The sequence below is a fragment of the Pseudomonas sp. GYB4201 genome, assembly GCF_056312595.1.
The window spans coordinates 68,454-82,225 of the sequence record NZ_JBWGIG010000020.1; the positions used below are offsets into that span (position 1 = coordinate 68,454).

The 13,772-nt window shown below is 65.5% G+C and carries 13 protein-coding genes; 8 read left to right on the forward strand and 5 right to left on the reverse strand.

Annotation, left to right across the window (positions count from 1 at the left end):
* Positions 1-19 precede the first annotated feature (19 nt).
* Both AC0Z2B_RS19370 and AC0Z2B_RS19375 read right to left on the reverse strand, forming a co-directional pair.
* On the reverse strand, positions 20-1,669 hold the full coding sequence (locus tag AC0Z2B_RS19370; RefSeq protein ID WP_476298799.1) for an acyl-CoA dehydrogenase family protein: 1,650 nt from the start codon (positions 1,667-1,669) through the stop codon (positions 20-22).
* A gap of 71 nt (positions 1,670-1,740) precedes the next feature.
* Entirely contained in the window at positions 1,741-4,134 is a 2,394-nt protein-coding gene (locus AC0Z2B_RS19375; protein ID WP_476298801.1) for a hybrid sensor histidine kinase/response regulator, read from the reverse strand.
* Between the two features lie 263 nt (positions 4,135-4,397).
* Between AC0Z2B_RS19375 and AC0Z2B_RS19380 the strand changes: the two genes are divergently transcribed.
* The 4 genes from AC0Z2B_RS19380 to AC0Z2B_RS19395 all read left to right on the forward strand — a co-directional run bounded on the left by AC0Z2B_RS19380 (position 4,398) and on the right by AC0Z2B_RS19395 (position 7,874).
* Positions 4,398-5,195, forward strand: a complete 798-nt coding sequence (locus AC0Z2B_RS19380; protein WP_416427046.1) for a hydroxymethylpyrimidine/phosphomethylpyrimidine kinase — start codon at positions 4,398-4,400, stop codon at positions 5,193-5,195.
* Positions 5,196-5,219: 24 nt separating this feature from the next.
* On the forward strand, positions 5,220-5,846 hold the full coding sequence (thiE, locus tag AC0Z2B_RS19385; protein ID WP_476298804.1) for a thiamine phosphate synthase: 627 nt from the start codon (positions 5,220-5,222) through the stop codon (positions 5,844-5,846).
* A gap of 17 nt (positions 5,847-5,863) precedes the next feature.
* A complete protein-coding gene (hemL, locus tag AC0Z2B_RS19390; protein ID WP_416427048.1) occupies positions 5,864-7,147 on the forward strand; it encodes a glutamate-1-semialdehyde 2,1-aminomutase in 1,284 nt (427 codons plus the stop codon).
* A gap of 178 nt (positions 7,148-7,325) precedes the next feature.
* Positions 7,326-7,874 carry a tetratricopeptide repeat protein gene (locus AC0Z2B_RS19395; RefSeq protein WP_416427049.1) on the forward strand — a complete coding sequence of 183 codons (549 nt, stop codon included), beginning with the start codon at positions 7,326-7,328 and terminating at the stop codon, positions 7,872-7,874.
* A gap of 10 nt (positions 7,875-7,884) precedes the next feature.
* On the opposite strand, the gene AC0Z2B_RS19400 is transcribed toward AC0Z2B_RS19395, so the two are convergent.
* Positions 7,885-8,211, reverse strand: coding sequence for a DUF1820 family protein (locus AC0Z2B_RS19400; RefSeq protein WP_008374706.1), 327 nt, complete (start codon positions 8,209-8,211; stop codon positions 7,885-7,887).
* A gap of 232 nt (positions 8,212-8,443) precedes the next feature.
* Between AC0Z2B_RS19400 and AC0Z2B_RS19405 the strand changes: the two genes are divergently transcribed.
* From AC0Z2B_RS19405 to lnt, 4 genes are read left to right on the forward strand one after another with little or no spacing between them, the layout of a single operon-like run.
* Positions 8,444-9,439, forward strand: coding sequence for a PhoH family protein (locus AC0Z2B_RS19405; protein ID WP_476298807.1), 996 nt, complete (start codon positions 8,444-8,446; stop codon positions 9,437-9,439).
* Entirely contained in the window at positions 9,432-9,893 is a 462-nt protein-coding gene (gene ybeY / locus AC0Z2B_RS19410; RefSeq protein ID WP_416427051.1) for an rRNA maturation RNase YbeY, read from the forward strand. Before AC0Z2B_RS19405 ends, ybeY begins: the two co-directional genes overlap by 8 nt.
* A gap of 40 nt (positions 9,894-9,933) precedes the next feature.
* Positions 9,934-10,773 carry an HlyC/CorC family transporter gene (locus AC0Z2B_RS19415; RefSeq protein WP_416427052.1) on the forward strand — a complete coding sequence of 280 codons (840 nt, stop codon included), beginning with the start codon at positions 9,934-9,936 and terminating at the stop codon, positions 10,771-10,773.
* 19 nt (positions 10,774-10,792) lie between these two features.
* A complete protein-coding gene (lnt, locus tag AC0Z2B_RS19420; RefSeq protein WP_416427053.1) occupies positions 10,793-12,310 on the forward strand; it encodes an apolipoprotein N-acyltransferase in 1,518 nt (505 codons plus the stop codon).
* Positions 12,311-12,381: 71 nt separating this feature from the next.
* Here the strand turns inward: lnt and AC0Z2B_RS19425 are convergent, their stop codons facing one another.
* Together AC0Z2B_RS19425 and AC0Z2B_RS19430 are read right to left on the reverse strand one after the other, a co-directional pair.
* Positions 12,382-13,146, reverse strand: coding sequence for a YdcF family protein (locus AC0Z2B_RS19425; RefSeq protein ID WP_476298810.1), 765 nt, complete (start codon positions 13,144-13,146; stop codon positions 12,382-12,384).
* A 114-nt stretch (positions 13,147-13,260) separates the two neighbouring features.
* A complete protein-coding gene (locus AC0Z2B_RS19430; RefSeq protein ID WP_476298812.1) occupies positions 13,261-13,581 on the reverse strand; it encodes a hypothetical protein in 321 nt (106 codons plus the stop codon).
* Between the last annotated feature and the right edge of the window lie 191 nt (positions 13,582-13,772).

Sequence of the window (13,772 nt, forward strand, 5' to 3'; positions counted from 1 at the left end):
ACGCGGCCTGCGGCCGCTGCTACGGGAGGTGGGGGGTTGAGCGTTGGACCAGTGATTCGACGTCGAGGCCGCGCGGCAGCGCGCCGTAGGCACGGCCGCCACCGCTCAGGCGGCTGGCGATGAAGGCGTCGCTGACCACCGCATTGCCGGCCTCCAGCAACAGCTTGGCCTGCACCGCCAGGGCAATGTCCTCGGTGAGATGGCGGGCGCGGTACTGGATGTCGCTGGTGTCCTGGAACGCCGCTTTCAGCCCATCGATGTGCGCCGCCAGGCGACGGTCGCCATGGCCATCACCCAGCTCGGCGAACAGGGCATCGAGTACGCCCGGCTCCTTGGACAGGGCGCGCAGCACGTCCAGGCACTGGACATTGCCCGAGCCTTCCCAGGTGGAGTTGACCGGCGCCTCGCGGTACAGCCGCGGCAGGATGCTGTCCTCGACATAGCCGGCGCCGCCCATGCACTCGGCTGCTTCGTTGATCATGGCCGGGGCGCGCTTGCAGATCCAATACTTGCCCACTGCGGTCATCAGCCGGGCGAAGCGTGCCTGCTGGCCGTCATCCAGATGGTCCAGGGCCTGGCCCATGCGCAGGCTCAGCGCCAGCGCCGCCTCGCTTTCCAGCGCCAGGTCAGCCAGCACGTTCTGCATCAACGGCTGCTCGGCCAGCACTCGCCCGCCCACCTGCCGATGGGCGCAGTGGTGCGCCGCCTGGGTCAGCGCCTGGCGCATCAGCGCGCTGGAGCCGACCATGCAATCGAAACGGGTCATGGCCACCATCTCGATGATGGTCGGCACGCCGCGGCCCTCCTCGCCCACCATCCAGGCCAGGGCGCCACGGAACTCCACCTCGCTGGAGGCGTTGGAGCAGTTGCCCAGCTTGTTCTTCAGGCGCTGGATGTAGAACTCGTTGCGGGTGTCATCCGGGCGGTGGCGCGGCAGCAGGAAGCAGGTCAGGCCCTTGTCAGTCTGGGCCAGGGTCAGGAAGGCGTCGCACATGGGCGCCGAGCAGAACCACTTGTGCCCCACCAGTTCATAGGCCTGGCCCGGGCCCGGGGCGCCCACGGGGAAGGCGCGGGTGGTGTTGGCGCGCACGTCGGTGCCGCCCTGTTTCTCGGTCATGGCCATGCCCAGGGTGACCCCGGCCTTGTGCGCCATGCCGACGTTGCGCGGGTCGTACTCGGTGGCCAGCACCTTGGGCAGCCACTGCTCGGCCAGGTCCGGTTGCAGGCGCAGCGCCGGCACGCTGGCGAAGGTCATGGTCAGCGGGCAGCCGCTGCCGGCCTCGGCCTGGGTGTGCAGGTAGGTCATGGCGGCGCGCGCCACGTGGGCGCCGGGGCGCGGATCGGTCCACGGCAGGGACGGCAAGCCGTGCTCGACGGCCGCGCGCATCAGCTCGTGATAAGCGGGATGGAACTCCACCAGGTCAATACGGTGGCCGTAGCGGTCGTGGCTGCTGAACACCGGCTTGTTCTGGTTCGCCAGGAACCCCGCCGCCATCAGCGGCCCACCGGCCAGGGCACCGTAGGCGTCGATGCGCGCCTCGGCCCAGCCGCCACCGAAGCGCTTGGCCCAGGCCTGCAGCGGCAGGTCGATGCGCCACAGGTTGGCCCCGTCCAGGGGCGGCGGCTGGTTGCTGACTTCGTGGGTCTCGGCGAACTGGTGCAGGTTCATGGCGGGCTCCTGGGGCAGGTTCATACCCCAGTGAATCACGCTACCCGCCCCTGTCAAAGTGACATATCGGCCTAAATGTCGGCGCTTTCGCCCTGCACCTTGACCAGCAACCAACGGTGCAAGGTGGCTTGCAGCTCTTCGAAACGCACCGGCCGGTTCAGGCAATCGCTCATGCCGGCCTCCAGGCAACGTTCCCGTTCCTGGCGCTGGCCCACCACCGCCAGCACCGGCAGGCGCGCGCAACCGGGTAGTTCACGCAGGCGCCGGCAGGTGGCGAAGGCGTCGGTGAGCGGCGTCTGGCAGTCCAGCAGCACGGCGTCGAACCGTTCGCGGTGCAACAGCTCCAGCGCGGTAATGCCATCGTCGGCCGTGCGCACGCGGTAGCCCAGCTTGAGCAGCATGCCGCGGATCACCAGCTGGTTGATGCTGTTGTCATCCACCAGCAGCACCGTGCAGTCGTGGGGCGAACGCTGGGTGCGCTGGTGCTCGGTACGCGGCCCGGCCGGTGTGGGCCCCAGGTCGTCCACCAGGCCCAATTGCACGTGCAGCTCGAACCAGCTGCCACGCCCGGGTTCGGAGTGATGGCTGAGTTCGCCGCCCATCAGGTCGGCCAGTTGCCGGCAGATCGCCAGGCCAATGCCCAGGCCGCCGTATTCACGGGTCATGGAGCCGTCGACCTGGAAGAACCGCTGGTACAGGGTAGCGTCGGCCAGTTGGCTGAAGCCGATGCCGGTGTCGCTGACCTTGAAGCTCAGCGCCAGGCCGTCCGCCGTGCGCTCGCCGACGCGCACCCGCAGCCCCACCGAGCCTTGGCGGGTGAACTTGATGGCGTTGTCCAGCAGGCAACCCAGGCACAGCGCCAGCTTCTTCGAGTCGCCCTGCAGGCGCTCGGGCAGGTCGCTGTCGGTTTCCACCGAGAACGCCAGGTGCTTGGCCTGGGCCGCCCGGCCGAATTGCATCTGCAGGCCGTCGAGCAGGGCCTGCACACCGAACGGTTCGTGGCGCGGGTAAAGCTTGCCGGCCTGCAGTTCGGTGAGGATGAGGATGTCGTCGACCATGCGCATCATGTCCCGCGCCGAGCCGGCCGCGGTCTGCTGATACTGTTCGAGTTCGGTGTCCATGGGCACGGTCTGCATCAGCTCCAGCGAGCCGATCACGCCGTTCATGGGCGTGCGCAGCTCGTGGGTGACAGTGGCCAGGAACTCGTCCTTGAGGCGGTTGCTGTTGGCCAGTTGCTGGTTGAGCAGCTCCAGCTTCTGGCCCGCTTCCAGCAGCACTCGCGCCTGTTGCTCGCGCATGGAGTTGATGCGGTCGGCCAGGGCCAGGGACAGCAGCCCCACCTCCAGCGCCGAACCGATCTGGCTGGCGTACATGGTGATGAAGACGTTGGGCAGGTAGCCCAGCACCATCAGGGTGTTGACGATGCCGCCCGCCAGGAACGCGGTCCAGGCGATGATGAAATAGCGTGCCAGGCGCAGGCCGCGCCACCAGGCGATCAGGCCGGCGCTGAAGATCACCACGGTGAACACCAGCGCCAGTGCGGTGGCCAGGCGCAAGGCCATGCCGTAGGTGGCGGTCAGCGACAGCATCATCGTCACCACGCCCACGCCCATCAGCACCATCAGCAGGCGGTCGAGCCAGCGGCTGTGCTCGGCGGTCTGCAGGAAGCTGCGGGCGAACTGGCTGCCGAACAGCGCGGCCGAGCCGATCAGGAACGGCGTGGCGGCGTTGGCCCACCAGGGGTTCTCGGGCCAGAAATACTGCACGCCGGCACCGTTCACCGACACCTGGTACAGGCCGAAGGAGGCGATATAGAGGATGTAGTAGAGGTAGCTGCGGTCGCGCACGCTCAAGTAGATGAACAGGTTGTAGACCAGCATCCCCAGCAGCACGCCGTAGATCAGCCCCAGCACATACAGACGGGTGGGCTGATCTTCAAGGTAAGCGGTATAGGACCACAGGTTCAGCGGCGCCTGCACCGAGCCTTCGCTGTGAATGCGCAGGTAGGCGGTGGTGGTCTGGTTGGCCGGGAACGGGATGGCGAACACGTAGTTGTTCTGCTTGATCTCGCGCACCGAGTACGGCAGCTCGTCGCCCGTGCTCTGGGTCAGGCGGAACTTGCCGTTGGGGTCGGCCAGGAACAGTTCGATGCTGTCCATGGGCGGGTACGCCAGCTCCAGCAGCCAGTTGCCCACGGCCTCAGGGTCCTTGGGCACGTAGCGCAAGTCCACGCGCAGCCAGAACACCGAGCGCGAGTAGCCGGCGTTGAGCACGGCTTCGCTTTGCCGATGAAAACGATCGGCAAAGGCCGCGGACGAAACCTGCTCGATGCTGGCCGAGCCATCGACATCTTCATAGACTTGCATCACGTGCCCCAGGGGAAGGGTGCGCGTGGACTCGTCAAAATCGAGCGCGCAGGCCAGCAGCGGTAGCCAGCCCACCAGTAAAATCAGGAAATAGCGCATACAGCCCCAGCGTAGCCTGTCCGAGCGCGTCAGGAAGCCCCCATTCCCTTTGAGACGACGTCGTCCGGCAGTGCCTGTTATCGGTTTCGAAGCACTCTAGCATAGCTTCTTGCCACTAGCGCAGCGGCTGTAAAAAATTGTATCGAAGGCTCTAGGTCGGCGCTTTCAGCCATTACCAGGAAAAACTGCCTGACTATTGCGACAAAAAAACAGCCAATGCCGCCCGGTCCCGGCAAAAGCGTTTGGTGGTAAGCTCGCGCACCATGAATATCTATAGCTCCCGCCCCGTTGTCCTCTGTCTCTCCGGCCACGACCCCAGTGGCGGCGCCGGCCTGCAGGCAGATATCGAAGCCCTGATCGCCCAAGGTTGCCACGCCGCCCCGGCCGTGACCGCCCTGACCGTGCAGGACACTGTCAATGTCACCGACTTCCGCGTGCTCGACCGCGAGTGGGTGTTGGCCCAGGCCAATGCCGTGCTCAACGACTCCGAGGTGGCCGCGGTCAAGCTGGGCATGCTCGGCTCGCTGGAAATGGTCGATACCGTGGTCGAGCTGCTCAGCCAGCACCCGCACCTGCCGATGGTCTGCGACCCGGTGCTGCGCGCCGGTGGCGGCGGCCGCCTGGGCAAGGACGAGGTCGGCTACGCCATGCGCGAGCGCCTGTTGCCCCTGGCCATCATCGCCACCCCCAACCTTCCCGAAGCCCGCATCCTGGCCGAACTGCCCGAAGGCAGCGCCGATGAATGCGCGGAAAAACTGCTGCCCTACGTGCGCCACCTGCTGATCACCGGCGGCCACGGTGACGAAACCGAAATCCATAACCGCCTGTACAGCCGCGACGGCCGCCGCCAGACCTTCATCTGCCAGCGCCTGCCCGGCAGCTATCATGGTTCTGGCTGCACCCTGGCCAGCGCCCTGGCCGGCCGCCTGGCCCTGGGCGAGCAACTGGAGAGCGCCGTGCAGTCGGCCCTCGATTACACCTGGCGCACCCTGCGTGACGCCGAGCAGCTCGGCAAGGGCCAGTACGTGCCCCGCCGCCTGCCACTGGATTTCTGCTCGTAACGCCGCGCCATAGAGGTAAGTGTGATGAAATTACGTGGCCTTTACGCCATTACCGACAGCAAGCTGCTGGCCGGCCGTTTCCTTGACTACGTCAAGGCGGCCCTGGACGGCGGCGTGCTGCTGCTGCAATACCGCGACAAGAGTACCGACGAGGCCCGCCGCCTGCGCGAGGCCGAGGCGCTGCGCAAGCTGTGCGAACCGTACAAGACCCAACTGATCATCAACGATGACGCCGAACTGGCCGCCCGCCTGGGCGTGGGCGTGCACCTGGGCCAGACCGACGGCCCGCTGACCCCGGCGCGTGCGCTGCTGGGCCGCAACGCCATCATCGGTTCCACCTGCCACGGCCGCCTCGACCTGGCTGAACAAGCGGCCCGCGAAGGCGCCAGCTACGTGGCCTTCGGTGCCTTCTTCGACTCCAGCACCAAGCCCGACGCCGGCCTGGTGCCCCTGGACACCCTCAGCCAGGCCCGCGCCCAGTTCAAGCTGCCGATCTGCGCGATCGGCGGCATCACCCTGGCCAACGCCCCGCTGCTGCTGGAACAGGGCGCCGACCTGCTGGCCGTGGTCAATGCCCTGTTTGGCGCTGACACCGCCCAGGAAGTGACCGCTCGCGCCCGCGCGTTCAACGCCCTGTTCGAATCCGCCTGATTAACGAGACCCTGATTATGTCCCGCTCCGAAACGCTGTTTGCCAACGCCCAGAAACACATCCCCGGTGGCGTCAACTCGCCCGTGCGTGCCTTCAAGAGCGTGGGCGGCACGCCGCTGTTCTTCAAGCACGCCGCCGGCGCCTACGTCACCGACGAAGACGACAAGCGCTACGTCGACTACGTGGGTTCCTGGGGCCCGATGATCCTGGGCCACAGCCACCCCGACGTGCTGGACGCGGTGCGCAAGCAGCTGGAGCACGGCCTGTCGTACGGCGCGCCGACCGAGATGGAAACCCAGATGGCCGACCTGGTCTGCTCGCTGGTGCCATCCATGGAAATGGTGCGCATGGTCAGCTCGGGCACCGAGGCCACCATGAGCGCCATTCGCCTCGCCCGTGGTTTCACCGGCCGCGACAGCATCATCAAGTTCGAAGGCTGCTACCACGGCCACTCCGACAGCCTGCTGGTGAAGGCCGGCTCCGGCGCCCTGACCCTGGGCGTGCCGAGCTCGCCGGGCGTGCCCGCGGCCTTCGCCAAGCACACCCTGACCCTGCCGTTCAACAACCTGCAGGCCGTGGCCGAGATGCTGGCTGAAGTGGGCGAGGAAGTGGCGTGCATCATCGTCGAGCCGGTGGCCGGCAACATGAACTGCGTGCCGCCTGCCCCAGGCTACCTGCAAGGCCTGCGCGAGCTGTGCACCCAGCACGGCGTGGTGCTGATCTTCGACGAAGTGATGACCGGCTTCCGCGTGGCCCTGGGCGGCGCCCAGGCCTACTACGGCGTCACCCCGGACCTGAGCACTTTCGGCAAAATCATCGGCGGCGGCATGCCAGTAGGCTGCTTCGGCGGCAAGCGCGAGATCATGTCGCACATCGCGCCGCTGGGCCCGGTGTACCAGGCTGGCACCCTGTCGGGCAACCCGCTGGCCATGGCCGCAGGCCTGACCACCCTGAACCTGATCAGCCGCCCCGGCTTCCATGACGAGCTGAGCGACTACACCACGCGCCTGCTCGACGGCCTGCAGCAGCGCGCCGACGCCGCCGGCATCCCGTTCGTGACCACCCAGGCGGGCGGCATGTTCGGCCTGTACTTCAGCGGTGCCGACGACATCGTCACCTTCGAAGACGTGATGAGCAGCGACGCCGAGCGCTTCAAGCGCTTCTTCCACCTGATGCTGGAAGGCGGCGTGTACCTGGCGCCAAGCGCGTTCGAGGCAGGCTTCACCTCCATCGCCCATGGCGACGCCGAGCTGAAGATCACCCTGGATGCGGCCGAGCGCGCCTTCGCAGCGTTGAAATAAGGCGTCGGGACGCAGCCTTCGGCAGCTGCTGTAGCAGCGGCCGCAGGCCGCGTCCTGGCCCACAGAGCAGAAAAACGAGTAAAGACTTTGTAAGGACGGGCCGGCTTATTTCATAATGTGCCACCAGTCCTTGTTCTGGCCGGGTCCGCCCGTTTCCTGTTGAGGTAAGTCGATCCCCATGAACCGCACCGGCCGCGCCCTTGCCCTGGGCTGCCTGTTGCTTCTTCAGCCCCTGCTGGCCTCGGCAGGCGGCAATTCGCTGTTGATTCCGGCGATGGGTCGCTGCACGCTCAACACCCAGCCCCAGGACCTGCCACAGGCCCTGGCCAGCTGCCAGGCGGCCGCCAAGTCCGGCGACGCCCAGGCGCAATACGAGCTGGGGCAGTTCTACTACGACGGTACCGCCACCCCCCGCGACCTGAACCAGGCGCTCAATTACTTCGAGCAGGCCTCGCTGCAAGGCCATGCCGACGCGCAATACCACCTGGGCTTGATGTTCTTCCACGGCGAAGGCGTGCCGGCCAACAACGTGCAGGCCTACATTGTGCTGAAGATGGCCGCCGTGAACGGCCAGGAAGACGCCCTGGACAGCGCCGACGAGGTGGCCGCGCAGATGCCGCGCGACCAGTTGGAAATGGCCACCCAGGTGCTGGGGCAGATTTTCCGCAAATACCTGCTGGAACTGCAGACCGCCGACGGGCGCTCGCCCTTCTCGCCGCTGCCCTGAGCTGACGCCGTTACTTCTCCGGCATCGGCATGGGGAATGGCATCACGTTGCTGACGCCGCGGGCTTCGCTGATTTTCGGCGTGCCCAGGCGCTCCACTTCGTCGATGCGCACGATCGAATGCATGGGCACGAAGCTGCGCACCACGCCCTCGAACTGGGCCTTGAGTTTTTCTTCGCTAGGGTCCACGACCACCTGGGTGCGCTCGCCAAAGACGAATTCCTCGATTTCCAGGAAGCCCCACAGATCACTCTGGAAGATCTGCTTGGCGTACATCTCGAACACCTGGCCCTGGTTGAGGAAAATCACTTTGTAGATTGGAGCTTCGCGTTTGGTCATCTTGGGAGGGCAACAGTCGGGGGTGGTAAAGAGGGCGAAAACTATAGCACAGGCGCCCGCCCGGCAATGCCAGGAACCCCGCTCGAAGATGAGCCGACCGATGGCAGGGCGGTTGTTACCGGGGTGGGCGCGTGCATTACATGACCACTGGACATCTGGGGCCTTTCGCCGCTGGCCTGCTGGGGTTATCCTTGAATCCAACTCAATTGCCGTCGGGCGGCTAAAAACGACCTTGAACGCACCCATAGAACCTCATCGTTTCATCCTCGAGCCCTTCGAGGCTCGCCGCTTCGCCAACCTCTGCGGGCAGTTCGACGAACACCTGCGCCTGATCGAACAACGTCTCGAGATCGAGATCCGCAACCGCGGCAACCAGTTCGAGCTGATTGGCGAACCCACGCACACCACCTCTGCCGAGCACCTGCTACGTCGCCTGTACCGGGAGACCAAGGCCACCGAGCTGTCCCCGGACCTGGTGCACCTGTACCTGCAGGAGTCGGCCATCGAAGAGCTGGACAACCCGTCTTCCAACGAAGTGCCGGTGTCGTTGCGCACGCGCAAGGGCATGATTCGCCCGCGCGGGCTGAACCAGCAGCGCTACGTGAAGGAAATCCTGGGCAACGACATCAACTTCGGCATCGGCCCGGCCGGTACCGGCAAGACCTACCTGGCCGTGGCCTGCGCGGTGGACGCGCTGGAGCGCGAGCAGGTGCGTCGCATCCTGCTGGTGCGCCCGGCGGTCGAAGCCGGTGAGAAGCTGGGCTTCCTGCCCGGCGACCTGGCCCAGAAGATCGACCCGTACCTGCGCCCGCTCTACGACGCGCTGTACGAGATGCTGGGCTTCGAGCACGTGGCCAAGCTCATCGAGCGCCAGGTGATCGAGATTGCCCCGCTGGCCTACATGCGCGGTCGCACCCTGAACAACAGTTTCATCATCCTCGACGAAAGCCAGAACACCACCGTCGAGCAGATGAAGATGTTCCTCACCCGTATCGGTTTCGGCTCCACCGCCGTGATCACCGGCGACATCACCCAGGTCGACCTGCCCAAGGGCACCAAGTCGGGCCTGGCGCACGTCATCGAAGTGCTCGATGGCGTGCCAGGCATCAGCTTCACCCATTTCAAGCCCAAGGACGTGGTGCGCCATCCGCTGGTGCAGCGCATCGTCGAAGCCTACGAGCGCTTCGATGCCCGCCCGGCAGAAAAGGACAACGTGCGCAATGGTTGAACTGGACCTGCAGGTTGCCACCAATGACCCGGTGCCCAGCGAAACGCTCTTCCAGCAATGGTGCGAGACGGCGCTGGGCATGCGCAAGGGTGATTCGGAGCTGACCATCCGCCTGGTGGACGTGCCCGAAGGGCGCGAGCTGAACAACACCTACCGTCATAAAGATTACGCCACCAACGTCTTATCCTTCCCGGCAGACGTGCCTGACGACATGCTCGACATCCCCCTGCTCGGCGATCTGGTGATCTGCGTGGCAGTGGTGGAGCGCGAAGCGGCCGAACAAGGCAAGTCGCTGGAAGCGCATTGGGCGCACCTGGTCATCCACGGCTGCCTGCACCTGCTTGGTTTCGACCATGAAGAGGACGAGGAAGCCGAGGAGATGGAAGCGCTGGAACGAGAGTTGCTTGCCAAACTGGGTCATCCCGACCCCTATGCAGACGACGATGAACACTAATATTCACCACCGAAACAGCAAGGATCACGAGAAAAGGGCCATGAGCGAAGATCGATCGAGCAACGGGCAGAAGTCATGGCTGGGTAAAATCACCCAGGCTTTTGCCCATGAGCCGAAAAACCGCCAGGAGCTGCTGGAGCTGCTGCGCGAAGCCCACCAGAACAAGCTGCTCGACAGCGAAGCGCTGACCATCGTCGAAGGCGCTATCCAGGTTGCCGACCTGCAAGTGCGCGACATCATGGTGCCGCGCTCGCAGATGATCAGCATCAAGTCGACCCAGACACCTCGCGAATTCCTGCCCGCGGTGATCGACGCCGCCCACTCCCGCTACCCGGTGATCGGTGACAGCCACGACGACGTGATTGGCGTGCTGCTGGCCAAGGACCTGCTGCCGTTGATCCTCAAGGAGAACGGCGACAACTTCAACATCAAGGACCTGCTGCGCCCGGCCACCTTCGTGCCCGAGTCCAAGCGCCTGAACGTGTTGCTGCGCGAGTTCCGCGCCAACCACAACCACATGGCCATCGTCATCGACGAATACGGCGGCGTGGCAGGCCTGGTGACGATTGAAGACGTGCTTGAGCAGATCGTCGGCGACATCGAGGACGAGCACGACGTGGAAGAGGACAGCTACATCAAGCCTCTGCCCAGCGGCGACTTCCTGATCAAGGCCCTGACGCCCATCGAGAACTTCAACGAGTTCTTCGACAGCGAGTTCTCCGACGACGAGTTCGACACCGTCGGTGGCCTGGTGATGAGTGCTTTCGGCCACCTGCCCAAGCGCAACGAGACCACGGAAATAGGTGCTTACCGCTTCCGCATTCTCAACGCCGACAGCCGCCGGATACACTTGCTGCGCCTGACCCCCATTTCCCGCTGAAAACGCATTAAGGATCAAGATGCGCTGGATCACCCGCCCCGGCTGGCCCGGTAACCTGCTGGCCGTGGCGGCCGGTGCCCTGACTCCCCTGGCGCTGGCGCCGTTCAACATCTGGCCGTTGTCACTGTTGTCGCTGGCGCTGCTGTACCTGGGCCTGCGCGGGCTAAGCCCGCGCCAGGCGTTCATGCGTGGCTGGGCCTACGGCTTCGGCCTGTTCGGCGCAGGCACCAGCTGGATCTACGTCAGCATTCACAACTTCGGCGGCGCCTCGGTGCTGCTGGCCGGCTTCCTGATGCTGCTGTTCAGCATTGCGGTGGCGCTGTTCTTCGCCCTGCCCACCTGGCTGTGGGCGCGCTGGCTGCGCCGCAACGAGGCGCCACTGGCCGACGCCCTGGCCTTCGGCGCCCTGTGGGTGGCCCAGGAGGCTTTCCGCGGCTGGTTCCTGACCGGTTTCCCGTGGCTGTACGCCGGTTATAGCCAACTTGACGGCCCCCTGGCCGGACTGGCGCCGGTGGGTGGCATGTGGCTGATCTCCTTCGTGCTGGCCCTGACCGCAGCCCTGCTGTGCAACCTGCATCGCCTGCGCCAGCGCGCCTCCTTCCTGGTGGCCGGCATCGTCCTGCTACTGGCCCCCTGGGGCATCGGCCTGGCGCTCAAGCATCACGCCTGGACCGAGCCCCTGGGCCAGCCGCTGAGCGTGGCGGCCGTGCAGGGCAACATCGAGCAGGAAATGAAATGGGACCCGGCCCAGGTCGACGCGCAGCTGGCGCTGTACCGCGACATGACCTTCACGGCGAAGAAGACCGACCTGATCATCTGGCCGGAAACCGCCGTGCCGGTGCTGATGGACAACGCCCAGGGCTACCTGGACATGATGGGCAACTTCGCCTCCAGCCATAACGCGGCGCTGATCACCGGCGTGCCGATCCGCCAGCAGGTGCGCCACCAGAACCAGTACTACAACGGCATTACCGTGGTGGGCCAGGGTGATGGCACCTACCTCAAGCAAAAGCTGGTGCCGTTCGGCGAATACGTGCCGCTGCAGGACCTGCTGCGCGGGCTGATCACCTTCTTCGACCTGCCCATGTCGGACTTCGCCCGTGGCCCGGCCGACCAGGCTTTGCTGCAGGCCAAGGGCTACCAGATCGCGCCGTTCATCTGCTACGAAGTGGTGTACCCCGAGTTTGCCGCGGGTGAAGCCGCCAAGGCCGACCTGCTGCTGACCATCAGCAACGACACCTGGTTCGGCACCTCCATCGGCCCGCTGCAGCACCTGCAGATGGCACAGATGCGTGCCCTTGAGGCCGGCCGCTGGATGATCCGCGCCACCAACAACGGCGTCACCGCGCTGATCAACCCGTTCGGGCAGATCACCGCGCAGATCCCGCAGTTCCAGAAAGGCATCCTGTACGGCGACGTGGTGCCCATGCACCAGCTCACGCCGTACCTGCAATGGCGCTCGTGGCCGCTGATCATCCTGTGCCTGGTGCTGTTCGGCTGGGCCCTACTGGCCAGCCGCATCGCCAAGACGGTGTAACTGTGACGCGGCCTGCGGCCGCTGCTACAGGGGCCGTGTAGCAGCGGCCGTAGGCCGCGTCCCAGCCACCGCTACCGGTAGAACAAGCGATACCCAATCAACCCCACCGCCTCGTTCAACAACTGCCCGCTCTGCCAGAACGCCTTGCCCTCGGGCATCCAGCCGCCCAGCGGGCGGGCGTTGTCGATGCCCAGGAAGCCCACCGGCGCGCTCACCACCTCAAGCCCCGCATGTTCGAAGCTCCAGCGCGCCCGCGGCATGTGCCAGGCCTGGGTGACCACCACCACGCGGTGGATGCCCTGGGCCTTGAGGATCTCGGCGCTCATGGTGGCGTTTTCCCAGGTGGTGCGGCTGGCGCCTTCCTGCCAGCGGGTGGCCACGCCGAAATCGTCGCGCAGCGAGGTGGCCATGATGTACGCCTCGCTGGGCGGCGAGCCGTAGTGCAGGCCGCCGGAGGTGAGTATCGGCAAGCCCGAGGCCTTGGCCAGCCGGGCCGCGTAGCGCACCCGTTCGAGATTGACGCCGGTGGGCTGGTCTTCACCGCCCCAGGCCGGGTCGCCACGCTCGCGGCCGGCGCCCAGGATCACGATGGCATCAGCGCGCTGGGCCAGTTGCGGCCACTGTTCAGCGCTAAGGGCCGGTTCCTGCTCCAGCCCGTGGGCGGCCAGCTGCACCACCCGCGGCATGCTCATCAGCCACAGCCCGGCCAGGCCCACCACGAAGCAGGCCAGGGCCAGGCGCGGCCGCGAGCGGCGCAGCCACCAGGCCAGCAGCAGGCACAGGAAAAGCACGCCAGGCGGCAGGAATAATTGTTTGATGAAGTAACGAAAAGGCATCGAGCATCTCCCAGGATGCCCGAAGCCTAAGGGTTAAGGCGCACGGCCTCAATCTGAATGTGTGTACGCAAGTCTCGCCGGCGGTCTGGGTGCATGAGCAGCGCCTCCGGTCTATTATTTGAACTGCGCGGCCCTTGCCTTGGCGCCGGTCTTTCTCGCGGTCTTGTCCTTGATCCACACCACGTTGCTGGTGGCGGGCGCGGCGTCCCTGGGGTCACGCACCACGGCACCGGCATGCACGCCCACTGGCATGGAGTCCAGGTAGGCATTGATCAGTTCCACTTCCGCGCGGCTCAAGCCACGCAACTCGAGTTCGGCAGGCACTTCGTTGCGCAAACGTACAGATGTGCGGGCAACGTCGAGGGCCAGGCCGAGACGATCGATCAGACGCTCGAACAGCTCCGGCTTCATAGCATTAACATGTGACTCAACCATCCGTTCACCTCATTGAAGATAAAACAGCTTCCCCATTGATGAGCTTAGCGGCGCAGGCGAAACCAGCCCGCTGCCGCGACCAACGGCCAATGCCTGCGGGGCTTTGCTGGCTTTTGGCCGGGTTGGATGGGCATGCCTGGATGCAATATGGGTTTCCCACCTTGAAGCGGGGTCATGTATGCTACGGCGTT

Excerpts from the sequence above, each read along its gene's own strand:
- AC0Z2B_RS19395 (WP_416427049.1), top strand. The coding sequence starts at position 7,326 with ATGAACCGCACCGGCCGCGCCCTTGCCCTGGGCTGCCTGTTGCTTCTT.
- AC0Z2B_RS19370 (WP_476298799.1), bottom strand. The coding sequence starts at position 1,669 with ATGAACCTGCACCAGTTCGCCGAGACCCACGAAGTCAGCAACCAGCCG.
- hemL (WP_416427048.1), top strand. The coding sequence starts at position 5,864 with ATGTCCCGCTCCGAAACGCTGTTTGCCAACGCCCAGAAACACATCCCC.
- AC0Z2B_RS19375 (WP_476298801.1), bottom strand. The coding sequence starts at position 4,134 with ATGCGCTATTTCCTGATTTTACTGGTGGGCTGGCTACCGCTGCTGGCC.
- AC0Z2B_RS19415 (WP_416427052.1), top strand. The coding sequence starts at position 9,934 with ATGAGCGAAGATCGATCGAGCAACGGGCAGAAGTCATGGCTGGGTAAA.
- lnt (WP_416427053.1), top strand. The coding sequence starts at position 10,793 with ATGCGCTGGATCACCCGCCCCGGCTGGCCCGGTAACCTGCTGGCCGTG.
- thiE (WP_476298804.1), top strand. The coding sequence starts at position 5,220 with ATGAAATTACGTGGCCTTTACGCCATTACCGACAGCAAGCTGCTGGCC.
- ybeY (WP_416427051.1), top strand. The coding sequence starts at position 9,432 with ATGGTTGAACTGGACCTGCAGGTTGCCACCAATGACCCGGTGCCCAGC.
- AC0Z2B_RS19425 (WP_476298810.1), bottom strand. The coding sequence starts at position 13,146 with ATGCCTTTTCGTTACTTCATCAAACAATTATTCCTGCCGCCTGGCGTG.
- AC0Z2B_RS19400 (WP_008374706.1), bottom strand. The coding sequence starts at position 8,211 with ATGACCAAACGCGAAGCTCCAATCTACAAAGTGATTTTCCTCAACCAG.
- AC0Z2B_RS19430 (WP_476298812.1), bottom strand. The coding sequence starts at position 13,581 with ATGGTTGAGTCACATGTTAATGCTATGAAGCCGGAGCTGTTCGAGCGT.
- AC0Z2B_RS19380 (WP_416427046.1), top strand. The coding sequence starts at position 4,398 with ATGAATATCTATAGCTCCCGCCCCGTTGTCCTCTGTCTCTCCGGCCAC.